The sequence below is a fragment of the Pseudomonas japonica genome (assembly GCF_900188455.1).
GTDB classification, from domain to species: domain Bacteria; phylum Pseudomonadota; class Gammaproteobacteria; order Pseudomonadales; family Pseudomonadaceae; genus Aquipseudomonas; species Aquipseudomonas japonica.
The window spans coordinates 49527-67551 of the sequence record NZ_FZOL01000029.1 but is presented as its reverse complement, the minus strand read 5'-3'; the positions used below and the strand labels follow the sequence as shown (position 1 = coordinate 67551).

The 18025-nt window shown below is 63.0% G+C and carries 10 protein-coding genes; all 10 read right to left on the bottom strand.

Features of this window, described 5'->3' with window-relative positions; genetic code table 11:
- Position 1: 1 nt before the first annotated feature.
- Positions 2–3109: an amino acid adenylation domain-containing protein gene (locus tag CHB99_RS26220; RefSeq protein WP_042126488.1), complete on the bottom strand. Its 3108-nt coding sequence runs from the start codon at positions 3107–3109 to the stop codon at positions 2–4.
- The gene (locus CHB99_RS26215; RefSeq protein ID WP_042126485.1) at positions 3106–6501 is read right to left on the bottom strand and encodes a condensation domain-containing protein; all 3396 of its coding nucleotides are present in this window, start codon (positions 6499–6501) and stop codon (positions 3106–3108) included. The genes CHB99_RS26220 and CHB99_RS26215 overlap by 4 nt, the downstream gene beginning before the upstream one ends.
- 35 nt (positions 6502–6536) lie before the next feature.
- On the bottom strand, positions 6537–7292 hold the full coding sequence (gene dhbA / locus CHB99_RS26210; RefSeq protein ID WP_042126483.1) for a 2,3-dihydro-2,3-dihydroxybenzoate dehydrogenase: 756 nt from the start codon (positions 7290–7292) through the stop codon (positions 6537–6539).
- Positions 7289–7945, bottom strand: a complete 657-nt coding sequence (locus tag CHB99_RS26205) for an isochorismatase family protein (RefSeq protein ID WP_052419483.1) — start codon at positions 7943–7945, stop codon at positions 7289–7291. The genes dhbA and CHB99_RS26205 overlap by 4 nt, the downstream gene beginning before the upstream one ends.
- 46 nt (positions 7946–7991) lie before the next feature.
- On the bottom strand, positions 7992–9221 hold the full coding sequence (locus CHB99_RS26200) for an isochorismate synthase (protein ID WP_212555928.1): 1230 nt from the start codon (positions 9219–9221) through the stop codon (positions 7992–7994).
- A gap of 56 nt (positions 9222–9277) precedes the next feature.
- Positions 9278–10033: a thioesterase II family protein gene (locus CHB99_RS26195; protein WP_042126481.1), complete on the bottom strand. Its 756-nt coding sequence runs from the start codon at positions 10031–10033 to the stop codon at positions 9278–9280.
- A complete protein-coding gene (locus tag CHB99_RS26190) occupies positions 10023–11285 on the bottom strand; it encodes an MFS transporter (protein WP_042126513.1) in 1263 nt (420 codons plus the stop codon). Before CHB99_RS26190 ends, CHB99_RS26195 begins: the two co-directional genes overlap by 11 nt.
- A gap of 9 nt (positions 11286–11294) precedes the next feature.
- Positions 11295–13547, bottom strand: a complete 2253-nt coding sequence (locus CHB99_RS26185; protein WP_084702806.1) for a TonB-dependent receptor — start codon at positions 13545–13547, stop codon at positions 11295–11297.
- 203 nt (positions 13548–13750) lie between these two features.
- A complete protein-coding gene (locus CHB99_RS26180; protein WP_042126478.1) occupies positions 13751–16801 on the bottom strand; it encodes an efflux RND transporter permease subunit in 3051 nt (1016 codons plus the stop codon).
- Positions 16801–17907 carry an efflux RND transporter periplasmic adaptor subunit gene (locus tag CHB99_RS26175; RefSeq protein WP_052419481.1) on the bottom strand — a complete coding sequence of 369 codons (1107 nt, stop codon included), beginning with the start codon at positions 17905–17907 and terminating at the stop codon, positions 16801–16803. The genes CHB99_RS26180 and CHB99_RS26175 overlap by 1 nt, the downstream gene beginning before the upstream one ends.
- Positions 17908–18025: the final 118 nt, after the last annotated feature.

Here is an 18025-nt window from a genome sequence, read left to right as displayed (position 1 = left end):
TTCAAACCTGCACGTTGTCATGCGCAAGAGCGGTCAGCGCAGTCGTGAACTGCACGACCTCCTCGACCGTCCGGCATTTGGCCAGTGAAAGCAGATCAATCTGCGTGTTCGTCAGTTGTGAAAGTTGTGAGGCAAGCTGCTTGAGTTGCGGGGTGCGAATACCCAGGCCTAGCAGGTCGCTGTCTGCTGACAGCTCGGCATGGAGCAGCACGGGCGATACGTACTGACGCAGCAGCTCGTATACCGGTTGTCCCTGCGGCGCCTGGCTGGCTACGGTCGGGGCGCTGCGCCCGGGGCCATGCAGTTGCGCCTGCGCCAGCCGTTGCAGGGCGTTGCGGTCTACCTTGGCGTTGGCCGTCAGTGGGAACGCCTCGACCGCCAGCCAGCGCGAGGGAATGTGTGATTCGGGCAACAGGCTGCGCAGGAAGCTTTTGAGCTGTGCGACAGCCAGCGGCTCGACGCTGTGCTGCCGGTACACCGCCACCAACTCGTGCTCTTCATGGACAGGATTGCTGCACAGCACCACTGCCGCGTCCCTGATCAGCGGGTGCCTGGCCAGTACCTGTTCCACTTCGGCGCTGGCGATGCGCACACCGCGCACTTTCAGGTAGCCGTTGTCCCTGCCGGCAAAAATGATGTTGCCATCCGCACGCCGGTAGCCTTTGTCGCTGGCACGGAACGCGCGGCGCCACTGCCCGGCAGGGTCTTTGAGCAGAATGAACTCGTCCTGGCTGAGTTCCCCGTCGAGCAGATAGCCATTGGACAGGTTGACGCCCGCCATGCAGATGCTGCCCACCGCATCGACAGGGCAATGCTGGTGCTGCTCGTCGAGGATGTAGTAATCATTGCCCGGCAGTGCCTGGCCATAGGGAATCTGCTCGGTGTCATCCGCACCGATCTCGTGCCAGACACTCCAGATGGTGGTTTCGGTCGGCCCGCCGAGGGAGAACAGCCGGGCCACCGGCAGGCGCTGTCTGAGTGCCTTGATCACGCCGGGCTTGATGTAGTCACCGCCCTGGGCAATCAGCCGCAGCGAGTCCAGTTGCCCCTCCTGAGCGCAGGCCAGCAGCATATCGACGATGGCCGGCACGCTGCACCACACCGACACCTTGTGCTGCTCGACCCGTTGCGCCCAGGCCTGGGCATTCTTGATTTCGTCCAACGCCGGCAGCACCAGCGTGGCCCCGGCGGCGAAGGTGGCGAACACGTCGAAGACCGACATGTCGTGATGGAACGGGGTCACCGCCATGAGCACATCATCGGCCGTCACCTGCCAACGCTGCCGGGTCTGGGTCAGCACGTTGGCGGTGGCCAGGTTGTTGAGTACCACGCACTTGGGCCGGCCGGTACTGCCGGAGGTGTACAGGTAGTAGGCCGCACGCTCATCGATGGTGTAGCACGGCGTGGGAGTATGGCGTGCAACCTCCCCGTCCGGCGGCGCCAGCAGGGCCGTGATGTCCAGGTTCCTGATGCCCGCCAGCGGTACCGCCGTGACAGCCGCTTCGGCGCGGCAGTTGCCGAGCAGGTAACTCAGGCGCTCGGCGGGCGAGTCCATGTCGATCGGCACCCAGATGATCCCGCTCAAGGCGCAGGCCAGCGCCACGCAGACGTGCTCGGGGCTTTTCGCCAGGCAGATCGCCAGGACCTGCCCCGGTCCGATTCCGCAATCGTTCAGGGCCGCCCTCAACGTCGCGACCCGTTGCCCCAGCACTACGTAGCTGAGGGTTTGCCCGGCGCAGACAAGCGCTGGTTTGTCGGGTGGGATATCCAGCAGGTGGTGGGCGATCTGCCCCAGGTAGTCCTCGGGCGCGGGATGTTGCGCTGCAGCGGAAACTGCCGGAGCGTCCCCGGTGTACTCCACCAGGCTGTCCAGATCCTGAGCCTGCTCGAGCTGCATCAGCCGGGTATGAATGCCTTTCAGGATCCGCCTGGCCAGCGCCACCGACAACGCCTGCTCGACATGATCGAAATCGATCAGCAGATCGCCGTCGGCAGACAGCGTCAGGCGGATGTCCAGCGCCAGTTGCGGGGTGCGGGAAATACCCGCGGCCGGTACCAGATGATCGAAACGCAAGGGCTCGCCCCAGGACAGGCCATTGGTCAGGGCGACCGGCAAGGTGATCGGGCAGGAGAACTTCTTCACCAGTTGCTTGGCGATGTCCACCCCGGCGCACGACAGATGCCCCATCGCGTCCAGCACATCCTTCTGCAGGGCCCGGGCACGGGCGCAGAAACCACTGGTCGCTGCATGGCGGTAGTCGACCACGATGAACGAGGAATGATTGGCCAGCCCGTCGAGCAGCGCCGAATTGGACACCGGCAGCGACACCAGCAGATGGCGCTCTTTGGCCCAGTAGGACAGCACCTCGAAGATCACCGCCGTCAACAGGGTGTTGGGCAGCAGACGATGGCGGGCGCCACTGGCGGCGATGCGTTGCCAGGCTGCCCTGTCGATCACGATGCCCTGCCGGCGATAGCTGGGCCGCCGGATCGTCTCCAGTGGCTGCTGCCAGGGCAGCTCGGTGCGGGCATCGAACGTGTCCACCTTGGCTTGCCAGTACGCGCGGTCGCGCTCGTTGTTGGCGAAGAACACGTTCTGCGCTGTGCGGGTAATCGGCGGCGCCGCTTCGGGGTTCGGCAGCGGCGCGCCGAACAGCTCCTTGAGCAGTTGCGCGATCGAGTAGCCATCGAGGATCAGCCCATCGAAGCTGCAGAACACCACAGACTCGTAGTCCGGGTTTTCCGGCAACTGCACCAGCCAGATGAACCAGGGCGCCTGCTCAAGCGTCAGCACATGGTGGGACAGCTCATCACGCAGTTGTTCGAGGCGCTGCAGCGCCTGGGCAAGATCCAGGTCGGTGAGGTCGATGCAGTCGAAATGCTCGCCAGGCACTGGCAGCACCCGCTGCACCAGTTGCGCCTCATCGATCAGCGTGCGCAACGCCGGATGCTTCTGTGCAAGGCGGGCGACGCTGGCACGCAAGGTGGCGGTATCGAGCTTGCCGTGCCATTGGCGAAAATCGTGCATCGAGGTGCCACCGAGCGGGAACATGCCGCTGCGACCGAGCAGGTAGGCTCTTTGCAGCGGATTCAAGGCTTGTTCGCTCATTGCACACCCCCCACGACTTTCAGGAACACCGCAGCGATCTTGTCGGCAGTGCCGGGCAGACGCTCGGCCAGCTGGGCTGCAACCCCTTTGGCGCTGCGCGCCGCGAATACGTCCACAACCGTCAGCTCGGCGCCCCTGAAGTACCTGTTGAGCGCCACCACCAGGTGCGTTGCCAGCAGCGAGTCGCCGCCCAGGTCGAAGAAGTCGTCCTCAAGGGACACCTGATCGACGACACTGCCGAGCATTTTTGCAAACACATGGCTCACGGCCTGTTCCAGCGCACTGCCCACCGGGCCGCTGGCATGGCGTTGAGCGTCGGCCTGCAGACGCTCAACGAGGGTGGCCAGGTTGATCAGACCATCGGCCGTCAGCGGCACGCGCTCGCTGAACTGGAAGTGACGCAGGCCAAGGTTGCGCGGCAATGCCTCGAGGGCCTGGCGGATCCGCAGCTCCTGGGTCCGTGCCTGTCCTTGCGCCGTGGGTACGGGGACGATCAGAGCAGCCAGCGCGGGAACCCCCTTGTGCTGGATGCGGCAGACCTTGGCCAGGCTCACACCCGGTATGGACTGGATCAGCGCCGCAACGGCATCGGTGTCGACCAGGTAGCCCTGGTACTTGATGCGTGCGTGCGCGGGTGCATGCAGGACGATCTGGCCACGCTCGTCGCGATAGGCCAGTACACCGGTGCGGTACCAGCGCTCGCCCTGGTGTCGGATGTAGTCCCCCGCCCCCTCGGCAAGGCCCGGCCCACCGACCAGCAACTGGCCCATGACCCAGTCCGGGCACTCCCGCATCTGGCTGTCGAGAATCAGGCAACGGCTGCGGCCCAACGGCTGCCCATGGGGCAAGTGACCATTGACCCAGGCATCGTCTGCATCGGCGACGCTGAAGGCTGAATAGATACCGGTGTGCACCGAACCCTGCAGGCTGATCAGACGCGGACTGCTTCCGGCCTGGAGCAGGTGCGCCCACAACGATTGCGGGACAGCGTCACGTGCACACAGCACCCTCGACAGTTGGCTCAGCTCGCGCCTGTCGACGCTTGTCGCCAGCTCGATGACCTGCCCGGTGGTGCCGTGCAAGGCATTGACGCCAGCGCTGCGCATGAGCGTGGCCAGCGGCTGCGATCCTGCGAGCACCAGTTGCCCGCCTGTGGCGAGTGTCAGGCAGAGGTCGGCCAACAGCAGGTCGCTGTTGATGCCGGAAAGCGATAGCAGCACCGTCTGGCGGTCCGTGCCGCATACGTTGATCAGGCCTTGCAGTGTGGCGCCAAGCGCCGCCTGCGACAGGTCGATCAGCTCTTGCGCCGAACCGGCAGGCTGCACAGGCAGCAGACAGGCACGCCCACCGCGAGTCAGGGCAGCAGCCGTCAGCGTCAGTTCATCCATTGCGCCCTGCTGCTGTATCGACAGGTCGATAAGCCCGATTGCCGGCGCCTGTACGCCCTGGCAATCGGTGATCACGCAACTGCACTGAAGGCTCGCCAGCCACGTGGGCAACTGCGCGGTGGTTACCGGTACGTACGCAGCGCCCAGGCTCCAGGTGGCGAAAATCGCGGCGATCATCGACACACCATCGTCAAGACACAGCGCAACGGTGTCACCGGTCTTCACACCCAGGTCTGACAAGCGCCGGGCAATGCTGCCGGCCTCAAGACTCAACGCCCTGTAGCTGAGCTGCTTGCCGCCATGCACCAGCGCCGTGGCATCCGGATTGTGGCCCACCTGCCGCACGAACAGCTCAAGCAGCCCGGGCGGCACTTCACCCGCCGTCAGCGTGGCGTGATCAGGCTGCGCCGCGGCCTCGGTTGCCGAGCTGTCCGGCAGCCGGTCGAGCGCCGGTCCCTGCTCGATCAAGCCACGCAGCGCAGTGATGTAGTGGTCGAACATCTGAAGTGCCGAGGTGCCCCTGAAGGCCGCCTGGCGGATATCCCAGTTCACCAGCAGACCGCCGTGCAGCGCCGCCACCTGGGCATCGAGGTCCACTTTCGGCCCTTGAGAAAGGCACCAGGACGGCTCGCCGAAGGCAGCGCCAACCTGTTCGGAAAACAACTCGGTACGCTCCATCCCGAACGGCGTGAATACGATGGGCGCGGTTTCGGTCTGCTTGTGCAGGCGCGACAGGTCCCTGAGCACTTGCACGCCCGGATACGCGGCGTGCCGCGAAGCGTGCTGCCACTCCTGGTGCATACGCTGGCAGGCCTGCTGCAGCGAGCGATCGGCGGCCATGTCCACATCCAGCAGAACGAACCGCGAGAAATCACCAATCGTGCCTTCGACGTCCTGGCCCTCCAGGCGCAGGAACGACGGCAGGTTCAAGCGGAACCGGGGGCTCGATGACCAGCGCGTCAGGGTCAGTGCGAACAGGGTCAGCAGCAGCGAAGCCAGCGGCACCTGGCAACGGTCGGCGAGCCCTTCGAGCACAGCCTTGTCGGCAACGCTGAACACATGGCAGCGGCTGTCGAAGCGCTCCGGATCATGCCTGAGGCCCTCGGCCACCAGTGGCAACTCGGGAGGCTCGGGGAAACCCGGCAATCGGGCCTGCCACCAGTGCTGATCATCGGCAAGGGTCTGCTGGCGTCGTGGGTCGCTGCGCAGATGCTCCAGGTAATCGAAGTAGCTGCCGCCCACGGGCTGACTGGCAAGGCCACTGCTGCCTTCGAGGTAGAGCCTGGCGAGATCCTCCAGCGCCAGCAGGTAGCTTTCGGCATCGGCTGCGATCATGTCCATGTCGATATGCAGGCAGTGCTGGCCGCCCGGCAACAGGGTCAGACTGATGTCGATCACCTGCCCGCGAGCGACGTCGAGCTTCTGCCCACTCATAGCCTGGCGCTTGCGCAACTGCAGCGCCCGCGCCTGGCGCGGCAAGTGCGTGCGGAGGTCATCGACCCCGACCTGGGCGTCGAGCTCATGGGCAATCTGCTGCTGGCCATCGGCGGTGATGATGACCCTGAGCATGGGGTGGCGTGCCAGCAGCGCACTGAAGGCGCCCTGCAAGCGCTGCGGGTCGATGCCCTGCCCCGTGAACTCGACGTACAGATGCGCCGACGCACCGCCGGCCTGGCGCCCGGCCCAGTAGGCATACTGCATTTCGGACAGGGCCACTGGCGCCTGGGTGCTTTCGAGGCTGGATACCCGGGAGGCGCTGTCCAGCAGCACAGGCTCGCTCACCGGCTGCTCGAGGAGTTTGACCCACTCGCCGATGGTCGGCGCCATGGCAAAGTCTGCGAACGACAGTTGCCGGTTGTATCTTCCTTCGAACAGCCCGACCAGCTCCATGATCTTCAGCGAGTGCAAGCCGTACTCGATCAGGTTGGAATCACAAGCCACTGCCCCGTCTTCCAGTTGCAGACTGAGGCTGACCTGCCGTGTCACTTCTTCATGTAAATCCATGGTTGAAAACCTGTACTTGAAGGGTATCCGGTTACCTACATGCCCAACGTTGCGCCCCCGTCGACGACCAGGTCATGCAGGGTGATATGGGCGGCCTGATCGCTGATCAGGAACAGCACGGCGTTGGCGATATCCTCCGGGTTGGCGATCCTGTTCAACGGGATACCGGACTTGAACTGCGCAAGGTTGCCCTGCAGCGTGCGCTGCTCGGATTGGGCGTCGGTCCACAACGCGTACTGCATGGGCGTCAGGGTCGAACCCGGGGACACGGTGTTGACCCGCACCCCGTCACCGGCAAGCTCAAGCGCCACAGCCTTGGAAAAATGGGTAAGCGCCGCTTTCGATGCGCCATAGGCGGCCATGCCCATACGCGGCACCCGTGCGGCATTGGACGACACCATGACGATGCTGCCAGCGCGCCGCTGCCTGAAATGGGGGGTCAGGCAGCTCAGGAAGTGATAAGGCGCATGCACATTGACGGCGAAGGTTTCCAGCCAGTGCGCTTCGCTCAGTTGCTCGTGCGCGCCCATGCGCAGCACCGCCGCGACATTGATGAAGTAGTCCGGCGGCGCCTCGGGCAGCAGCCGTGCGCACAGCTCCCGAACCCGGGCGCCATCACCGACATCGCACAGGTGCACCAGCGAGCGCAGGTGCGCCGGCAGGCTGTCGTGCCTGTGGTCAACGCCCACCACGCGAATGCCGGCGTCGAGCAACTGCTTCATCAGCTGAGCGCCGATACCCTGGTTGACGCCGGTCACCCAGGCCACCTTGCCGCTGCCGGTAACGCTCATGCGCACACCGCCGCGGCGGCCGGCACGGGCTCGACGACATCGGCCAGCGTTTTAACCACCCCCAGATTGCGCTGCACGTACTGCAACGCATTGAGGTGATCGGCCTGGCTGAAATCAGCCACTGCATCGCCGACCACGAACGGCTGGATGCCCTGCATGAACGCGTCGGCGGCGGTCTGCAGCACCCCGATGTGGGCGTAGACGCCACAGATGATCAACTGGTCGCGGCCTTCATCGGCCAGTTGCCGGGCCAGGTCCGAGCGAAAGAACGCACTGTAGCGCCACTTCACCAGCATACGGTCCTGCGCTTGGGGAGCCAGCGCCTGGACAATGCCCGCCAGCTCCGGCCGGGCGGTCAGTCCGCTACCCCACATGTCGGTCAGCAGCCCGCGGTCCTGCGGGTTCTGTTGCGCCGGTTGCGCGCTGTAATAGACGGGAATGCCGTGCGCGCGACACCAGGCCTTCAGCCGCACGATATTGCCGATGACGTCGGAGATCAGGCCATCCTTGCGCTCGTAGAAGTTGACGAAGTAATCCTGCATGTCGTGGATCAGCAAAGCCGATCTGCGCGTCTGCAGAGGCCAGGCGACCTTGGCTTCGCGGTAAAGATTCGGGGTTGGCAGCGGGTAGTCGGACAGCAAGGCAATACTCATGATGATCCTCGTTCTTACAAGTGAGCCGATCACCTGAAACAGTGTTTCAGGCGCTGAACACGTTCAGCATGGTTTTCATCTTGGCTTGAGTTTCCAGCCACTCGGCCTCGGGGTCCGAGCCGCTGACGATGCCGGCACCGGCATACAGGCGGATGCTGTTGCGCTCAAGCAACCCGCAGCGGATGGTCACCACCCACTCGCCATTGCCCTGGGCGTCCATCCAGCCCACCAGGCCTGCGTAGTAATGGCGGTCGTAACCTTCGTGCTCGAGAATGAACCGCCTGGCCTGGGCGGTCGGAGTGCCGCAAACGGCGGGGGTGGGATGCAGGTCCAGCGCCAGGTTCAAGGCATCTGGTGCGCCACTGCGCAATTGCCCCTGAACGCTGGACGACAGGTGCATCATGGTTGATGTTTCATGGATGTGCGGTTGCTCGGAAACCGACATCTGGTAGCAATACGGCGCCAGCGTTGCAGCCACGCCGTTGACCACCAGGCGATGTTCGTACTGATCCTTGGCCGAGTGCTGCAGTTGCAGCTGCCGCTCGTGGTTCTCTTGCGCCACGCCCGAGCGTGGGCGGGAACCGGCCAGCGGATTGCTGGTGACGATCCGGCCTTGCCGGGATAACAGCAGCTCAGGGCTGGCCCCCAGAATGGTCTGGTGTGCCGACAGCGGTACGGAGAACACATAGGCGCCTGGGTTCTGGTCCCGCAGTACCCGAACGATTGCCAGGATGTCCTGCTCCTGCAGGAACTCGACTTCCAGCGCCTGCGACAACACGATTTTCGACAGCTCGTCGCTGGCGAACGCGTTCAGCGCCCGCTGCACGGTATCGGCAAAATGACTTCTCTCGACCAGAGGCCGGATGTTGTTCACCTGCATCGGCGCACTACCGGCATCAGCTGCAGCGGGCGCTGCATCGGCGCGCCGGTAGAAGTTCAGCGACGAGGGCCGCGATACATCGAACGGAATGGCACCGATCAGAACCGGATCCTGCTCACCTTGCTCTTGCAGACGAGCAAACGTATCGGCAATGGCACGGTTGAGCGAAGTGCGATCGCAAGCGGGTGTATGGATCCGTTGCAACAGTTCATTCGAACAGAGCCTGCGATCACCGTTGATAAAGGCAGCGCCATAGCCATCCGGACGGACATTGATACTTGATACATGACGATGAGGCATAGTTCCCTCGCAGACCAACTTGTAGAAGCTGTCTAGTTCCATTGAGTTACAGGCCACGTTCACGGCATTCTTTTTATTTGCGAATCCAGTGTTCACTGTTTTGCTTTACTGTTTCGCCCGGCTGTTTTCCGGCCCTGGAAAGTTGAATTGACTTAAACGCAAGACTCGTTGCGCAGTAGCGTCAACATCGCGTCCTGTAGGATATCGAGCAACTTTTCCAGTGATGCCTGGCGGCGAAAGTAGAAGTGATCACCAGGCAATCGGTGACATCCCAGCCAGCGCTCGCTGTGGCCGCGCCAGTGTTGCATTGCCTCGGGATCGCGGATATCCGGATCCTGTTCACCGTAAAAGGCAAGTAACGCAACTGCCCTGCCCTTGGGCGTCTTGCCGATCGGATCGACAGGCATGTTATGGCTGAGGCGAAAGTCGTTGCGCATGATGCGCAGGAAAAACTCGCGCGCTTGCGGGTTATCCAGAAGTTCCGCTGCTGTTGCCTTGTACTTGCACAACTCGTCGATGATCGCCTGGTCACTCCAGTTGTGCTTTGCCGGTATGTTCATGAACAACCGGGGTGGCCGGCTGCTCACGACCAGCAACTTCAGGCGCTCGATGGCCGGTCGGTTTTCCAGCAATGACAGTACCCGCCACAACAGGGCAGCCCCCAGGCTGTGACCAAACAGCGCGAACGGCAGCGGCTCGGCCTGTTCGATGGCGTCGAGCACGTCCCGGGCCAGCGTGTCGGGGTCATCCTGCAGAGGCTCTCTGGCGCGGGCACCGTGCCCCGGATAGTCCAGCGCCAGTACATTGATCAGCTCACCGGCCTGTCGCTTGAACGGCGTGTAGATCGACGCGCTGCAACCGCCTGGCGACAGGCAGAACAGGTTCATGCGCACGGCTTCAGTGTTCATGCTGCAGCCCTGCCATCGACGCTACCCCACGCTCCGCGGGCAAGCTCTTACCAATCACCCAGACCATCAGCGAGGTCAGGATGACCGTGGCCACCACGACCTGGAAGTAGCCGACATGCTTGGCAGCGACCATGCCCAGTGCCGAGTAGACAAAGCCCATGAACACCACCAGGCTGATCTGCAGGGTAAAGAAGGTCGCCTTGGCTTCGGTCTGCGCCGCACGGTCCATGATCAGAGTGGCAAGCACTGCCAGCAGCGCCGGGTTGACCGCAAAGTATCCGGCAATCGCCAGGTAGGCATGCAGCCTGTCGGTCAGGCCCAGTGCCACCGGCACCATGAACAGCATGCCGGCGGCCTGCGCCAGCGTCAGTGCCAGCAAGGCCCGCTTGCGCCCCAGCCAGTTGATCAGGGGGGTGGCCATCAGGGCCGAAAACACTCCGATGAGCGAACCCACGACCTTCGTGGCAAAACCGATATCACCCAGCGACCAGCCGGCATCCACCAGCATCGGGTTGAGCAAGGCGAAGCCTGAAGCGAAGCCGACCGGGTAGACCAGCAAGAGCAGGAACCACCCGCGTTGCCGGCCCACGAAGCCGCTCACATCCCGCCCCAGTTGCCTGAACCTGGAGCCGAGCCCGTCTGCCTGTGCAGTCGCATCGGCAGCCACTGGCGGCTCCCTGAAAAACAGCAGTTGCAGGCAGGTCAGCATGGTCAGCCCCGCCAGCACCCAGAGCGCGCCCTGCCACTGCAACCAGGGGTAGCACAGCAACAACACACCACCACCGACGATATTGCCCACCAGGTTACTGGCGAACTGCAGGCTGCTGGCCTGCTGACGGCGATGAGCCTCGAAGATCTTGCACGACAGGCCATCCACCGCCACGTCCTGCACGCTTACGGCAAAGCCATAGACCATCAGTAACAGCAGAATCGTCGAAAACTGCTGCTGGATATCCAGCAAGCCTGCGCCAACCAGCATCACCGCCATGACCGCCTGGGCGATGATCAGCCAACTGCGGTACTGGCCGCGAAAAAAGGGCCGGTAGCGGTCGATGAACGGGGCATAGAGAATCTTGCCCGCGATCGGCAGGGCGATCAGATTGAGCTGCGCCAGGCGGTCCAGCGCCACACCTTGCTGGCGCATGATCGCCACGGCTGCGGCGATGATGAAGGCAATCCCCATGTACTGGGTGACATACACGCTCACCAGCAGCAGCCAGGGCTTGCGCTCGATTTTCAGTGCATCGTTCATCGCGGCCACTCAGAACTCGTAGGTGTAGGCAAGGCCGTAGGTGCGACCGGGCGCATACACCCCCAGGTTGCCGGGCTGCACGCCGAAGTAGACCCACTTCTCGTCGGTCAGGTTCTTGCCCCACAGCCTGACCTCACCGAAGGTGCCGGCCACACCGACGCTTGCATCGAGCAGCGTGTAGCTGTCCAGACGCTGGCCGTTGTCTGGCTCGGCCCAGCGATCACCGACATAACGCAGGTTGGCATCGGTGAACCAGTGGGCGTGGCCCAGCAGTTGAAACGGCAGGTCATCGGCATAGTTGGCACCCACGCTGCCGCTGACGTAGGGCACCTGCGGCATGCGATTACCCTCCTCGGTCACCCTGCGGGCCGATTCGGGCACCGAGGTCACCCGTGCATCGGTATGCGAGGCCGCCGCGCGCAGGGTCAATTGTTCGGTGGCGCGCCAGCGACCTTCGAGCTCCACGCCACGGGAACGGCTGTCGACGGTCTTGGTGTCGTAGAGGTAGGTCGGGTAGGTCGAGGTCGTGATGTGGTCGTCATCGACGGTGTTCTGGTAGACCGCCATGCTCGTCTGCACACGGCCATCTTCGCTTGCGTACTTCACGCCCACTTCGGTGGCGGAAATCTTGCTGGCCTTGTAGGGCGTGTCGGCCTCGCCGTTCGGCACGTTTGTGCTGTAGTCGGCAAAACCGCCCGACTTGTGCCCCTTGCTCTGCATCACATAGGCAGTCCACTGCGGGCTCAGCTCCAAGCTCAGCCCCACCCGCCCGGTGGCATAGGTGTCATTGAGGGTCTGTGCATCGTACCGGGGGCCGTTGACCCCAAGCGGGTTGTTGCCGTTGGGAATCCAGGACGCCTTGTAGCGCAGCCTTTCATCGACCGCACGCAGACCGGTGATCAGGCTGAGGCGCTGAGTGAGCGGATAAGTGATCTCGCCGTAGATCGCCTTGCTGTCGGTCTTGTAGTTGCGCTCTTGCAACGCGTTGTAGTTGTCGTTGCCCACCAGCGTGACGCCGCGGAGCACGAACAGATCACGCAAGGAATCGAAGGCGAAGTCGCGGTCCTGATGGGAAAGATAGATGCCGCCGACCCAGCCCACTTCGCTGCCCTCGGGGGACACCAGACGGAACTCCTGCGAGTAGCGGTCGATGTCGTCGGTCTGAACCTGGCGGTTGTTGCGGTCTTCGCTGAAGTACTTATTCAGCGCCGGGCGCAGCGCCGCCGGAATGCCCATCGAGTTGTAGGTGATGTTCAGCAAGTCCAGCGGGCGCGCCGGGCGACCCACCTCACCCCTGTGGTTGTGGAACGAGGTGATCGACTGGAACTGGGCAAAGTCCAGATCGTGCTTGATATTGAGGACAACACCGCGATTCTTGCGATAGCTGTCATGGGGTAGACCGCCCGTGGTGACACGCGGCGTGCTCTCTTCCAGGTTCAGCACCAGCGGCATGAAGTTATCGGAAGAGTCCTCATACACCTGCAGCACCATGTCGTTGCGCTCGCCATCATTGAAGCGCAGCTTGGCCTGCATGGCGTCACGGGTCTTGCGGTTGAGCGGGTGACCGTTTTCGCGCTTCTCGATGTAGTCATCGGTTTCATCACGCGTCGCCGCAACCCGCAGCGCCCAGTAATTATCCAGCGGCAGGTTGAGCATGCCCTCGACGCTTCGCTGACTGTCAGAGCCCACACCGAAGCCGACCTTGCCCTGAAAGTCCGGCTGAGGGTCCCAGGTCTTGACCGTCACCACACCCGCCTCGGCCCCCTGACCGAACAGCGTGCCCTGAGGGCCTTTGGCAACTTCGACCTGCTCGACGTCCAGCAGGTTGCGCGACATACCCAGCAGGCCGTTGCTGACCCCGTCGATACGCATGTCGACACTGCCGTCATCGAGGCTGGTGTGGGTCAGTGAGCCTGTGCCGCGAATCCAGATGAACGAGTTGCCAACGTTTCCGCCTTCGTGAATATCGACACTGGGCAAGGTGCGCAGAGCATCCGCCACAGTGGTCAGGCGGCGCTCGGTGATTTCTCTGGAACTGATCACATCAACCATCATCGGCGTGCTCAGAAAGGTTTCTTCGACGCCGCGGGCGGTGACCGTCAAGGCCGGCAGCTCACGCGCCGAGGAGGCAACCTGCTCCTTGCTTTCGGAACTTGCGGGAGCTTCCGCCTCGACAGGAGGCTGCACCTTTTCTTCGGCATGGGCAGCCGACTGAGCCATTAGAAGAGCGAAGCAGACATGACTGGAGAGGGAGTTGCGCATCAGGGAAATCACCTTACAAATGCCTTCAAATGATATTAAAAATCATTCTCATAAAATAAGGGAAAGCACCAAAAGGTTCCTTCAAAAACGGGAAAGGCTATAAAAAAAAGGAAAAACAATCGTACGGAATGTGAGTCCGGGCCGGTGCGGCAGCGCCTCGACCCTCGCCACACGCTGCGCCCGCACCTCTCAGGGCGCTGCCTTCAATGGCGGATCACGCGCCTTTTGAGCCACTGCTCGAAATCGTCGACATAGGTAAAGACGGTCGGCACGATCAGCAGGCTCAACAGGGTCGATGTGGTCAGCCCGCCAATAATGGTTATCGCCATGGGCGAGCGGAAGGTCATGTCTGAATGGCCCAGCGCCAGGGCTATGGGTAGCATGCCAAAGCCCATGGCCAGGCTGGTCATGATGATCGGCCGCGCACGTTTGTGGCAGGCGTCGAGTACCGCCTCGGTGCGCCCCACGCCCTGCTGGCGATAGGCGACAATCGCGTAGTCGACCAGCAGAATGGAGTTCTTGGTGACGATGCCCATCAACATGATGAAACCGATCAGCGTGGACAGCGAGAAGCTCTGCCCAGTCAGCAGCATGGCGACCAGCGAACCACCCACGGCCAGCGGCAAGGCAATCAGGATGGTGAACGGCTGCAGGAAATCCTTGAACAGCAACACCAGCACTGAATAGATCAGCAGCCCCCCGGCCAGCATCGACAGCATGAAGCCTTCAACCAGCTCGCGGTTGGCTTCGGCATCGCCCAGTTCGCGTATCTCTACCCCCGCCGGCAGGTTCCGCAGGCTGGGCATGGCCTGCATCCGCCGCTGCACCTCACCCATGTTCAGATTGCCGATCATCAGGGTGAAGCCCGAACTGTAAAGTCCATCGAGGCGGCTGATGACGGTCGGTCCGCTGTCCAGCCCGAGCCTCGCTACCTCCCCCAGACGCACCGCACCCCGGCTGCCGGGCACCAGCAGGTTTTCCAGCGAATCCAGGTCGGTACGCACCTGGTCATTGAACTTGACCAGCACGGGCATCTGCCGCTTGGGCAAATCGTAGCGGGCCAGGTTCTCTTCGTAGTCACCTACTGTGGCGACCCTCAAGGTCTGGGCGATGTCTGCTGCGGTGACACCGAGGTCTGCGGCGCGCTGGAAGTCCACGTTCACCGACACCTCGGCACGCTGCAGATTGTTCTGCGCCTGCACGCCGTTCAAGCCTTCGATACGCCGCAGGTCCTGTTCGAAACGGTTGGATGCCTCCTTCAAGGCCTGCTTGTCGTGGCTCACCAGGTAGACCTTGTACTTGTCGTTGGAGGCGCCCAGCCCCACGCTCACGCGCGCCCCTGGCAGGTCGCCCAGCCGCGCCATGATCAGCGTCTGGACCTGGCCTTTGTCGGGTCGCTGGCTGCGCTCGACCAGACGCAGGGTCAAGGTCGCCTGATCGGCAGCGCTCTGCCCGGCCAGCGGGTCGCTGCCCGCCGAGCCACCACCGACGGTGGTGTAGATCTGCTCGATGTACCTGATGTCCAGCAGGCGGCTTTCGGCCTGGCGAACGATCGACAGCATCTCGTTGAGCCGGGTGCCTGGCGGCATCTGCAGGGTGACCTGAGTGTGGGTGTTGTCGTCGGCAGGGATGAAGCTGTTGGGCAACAGCGACGCCAGAGCGAGGGACGCGACGAAGAACAGCAGCGCGCTGGCCAGGGTTGTCTTGCGGTTTGCCAGGCACCAACGGCACATCACCATGTAGTGCCGCATCCAGGCTGCTTCCTCGGGCTCGCGCTGCACCGGTTTGAGCAGGTACGCCGTGAGCATGGGAATCAGCATGCGCGCCACCAGCAGCGAGGCCAGCACCGCAACCACCGTGGTCAGGCCGAACTGGCGGAAGAACATGCCACCGATGCCGCTCATGAACGCGGTGGGCAAAAACACCGCCACCAGGGTGAAGGTCGTGGCGATCACCGCGAGGCCGATTTCGTCGGTCGCCTGCATGACGGCCTGCAGCGGCGTCATGCCCTTGTGCAGGTGGCGGGCAATGTTCTCGACCTCCACGATCGTGTCGTCCACCAGTACACCTATCACCAGGGAGATCGCCAGCAAGGACACGATGTTGATGCTGAAACCCAGGTATTTCATGCCGATGAACGTAGGGATGATCGACAACGGCAATGCCAGGGCCGAGATAAAGGTGGCGCGCAGATCCTTGAGAAACAGCCAGACGATGATGACTGTCAGCACCGCGCCCTCGAGCAGCAGTTGCAGCGAGCCATGGTATTCGTCGCGGGCGATCTCCACGAAGTCCAGGGTCTTGGTGAAACGCAGGTCCGGGTAGTCGGCCTGTATCGCTGCCAACGACGCCTGCACTTGCTCGGCGAAACGGATCTGGTCGGTGCCTTTGCCCTGCGACAGTTCGAAACCGACGATCGGCTGGCCGTTCAGCAAGGCCGCCTCGGTGCGATCGGCGACCCCTTCATGGACGCCGGCAAGGTCGTTCAGGCGCACCCGGCGGCCATTGGCCAGAGGGACTTCCAACTGGCGAATGTCTTCAGGCGAGCGCACCTGGGCGATGACCCTGATCTGCTGTTCACGGCCGCCGAGAATGGCCTGCCCGGCGACGTCGTTGGAATAGGACTGCTTGAGTCGCTGGGACACCTGGGTCGCACTGATGCCTTGCGCGTTCATGGCGACAGGGTCAAGGTCGACCCGCAGCTCGCGGCTGACACCCCCGACCAGACTGAGACGATTGACCTCCGGGATCAGCGACAGCCGGGGGCGGATGACATCCTCGACCAGCTCCGACAGCTCGATATCACTACGTTGCGAGGAGCTGAGGGCAAAGGCCATGATCACCTGACTGGTGATGTCCAGCCGCGTGATGATCGGCTCGCGCACATCTGCCGGTAACAGTGAACGCAGGCCGGCGACGGTCGAGCGCACATCCTCCAGCGCCTCCTGAATGTTCTTCTCCAGCGGGAACTCCAAGGTGATGGTCACCATACTGTCGGTGATGGTCGTGTAGGAGTGCTTCAGGCCCGGGATGGCAGAAAGCTGATCTTCGACCCGGTTGACCACCTCGCTTTCCAGGGTCGCCGGTGAAGCACCGGGATACGGGATGGTCAGCACCACCATCGGCAGGTTCAGGTCGGGCATGTCGCGGACTTTCAAGGTTTTGAAACAGAGCAGCCCCAACAGGGTCAGCATGACGAAACACAGGGTCGTGGCTACCGGGTTGCGGATCGACCAGCGCGATACATTGGCCATCAGTCGTGCGAGCTCCTGGTCAGCAGTACTTCAGCGGCATCGATCCGGACCTGATCGCCGTCATTGAGAAACTCACCGCCTCGCAGCACCACTCGCTCCGAGCCCTGGACACCGGAGACCACCAGCCTGTCCTTGAGGTACGCCAGAATCTGCACCGGCAAGGACGACACCCGATCATCGGTGCCCACGGTGAACACCAGGCTGTGGCCATCGCGCATCACCACGGCCGAACGCGGCAAGGTCCAGCCTTCGAGCGGCTCGGGCGCGAACTCGCCGCGGGCGAACATGCCCGGGAACAGCCCCTGCTTGAGCCCCGCCGTCAGGCTGACGTGGACAATCGCCTCACGGGTATCGCTGTCAAGGTCCGGCACGATCGCCCTGACCTTGCCCGTATGCACGGCACCGCCGGCCCTGACCAACACCGCCTGCCCTGGCACGACCCTGGCAAGATCCGCGGAACCCAGACGGGCATTCCATTCCAGCCTGCCCTGGCGTAACAGGCGAAACAGTTCCTGCCCCGTGGACACCACCTGCCCTTTGCTCAACGATCGTGAAACGATCACCCCCGCATCGGATGCCACGATACGGCTTCGCTCCAGGCGCAATTGCTGGCTGGCCCGCTGCGCCTTGAGCGCATCGAGCCTGCCTGCAGCAGCGCCTTCCGCCATCAACATCGAACTCGCCTGTTGCTCGGCAATTGCTCCCGAGCCCTTCAGTTCCCGGGCCCTGTCAGCGTTTCTGTGGGCGTCACGCAAGGTGACGGCGGCTTCCTGTTCCTGCGCCTTGAGGCGCTGCAACTCGAACAGGGGGAAGCGCTGATCGAGCTCGGCCAGCACTTGCCCGGCCTCGACCAGGTCGCCCTCCTCCACCAGGATGCGGGCAACCGGCAGACCGTCGATCTCCGATGACAGCACCGCGGTTTCCCAAGCAGCAATCGCCCCGGTCGCGGTGATCGTGCGCGCATAGCCCTGCCGCTCGGGCTGGGCAAGTTGCACCGTCAGTGCATAGGCCAGGCGCTGCGGCTCGACGGCCTGAGGCCCGGTCAACGCGGCATATCCGACACACAGGGCCATGGCAGAGGCACCCAGGTAAACGTACTTCCTCACACGGGTCACTCCAGAGCAAGATTGCATGCGACTATACTCACGCCCACCTCTGCCATATAATCGAAATAAGAATCACTTGCAAAAAACGGGTAAACAACTGATCCGTAAGGCTTTTTGA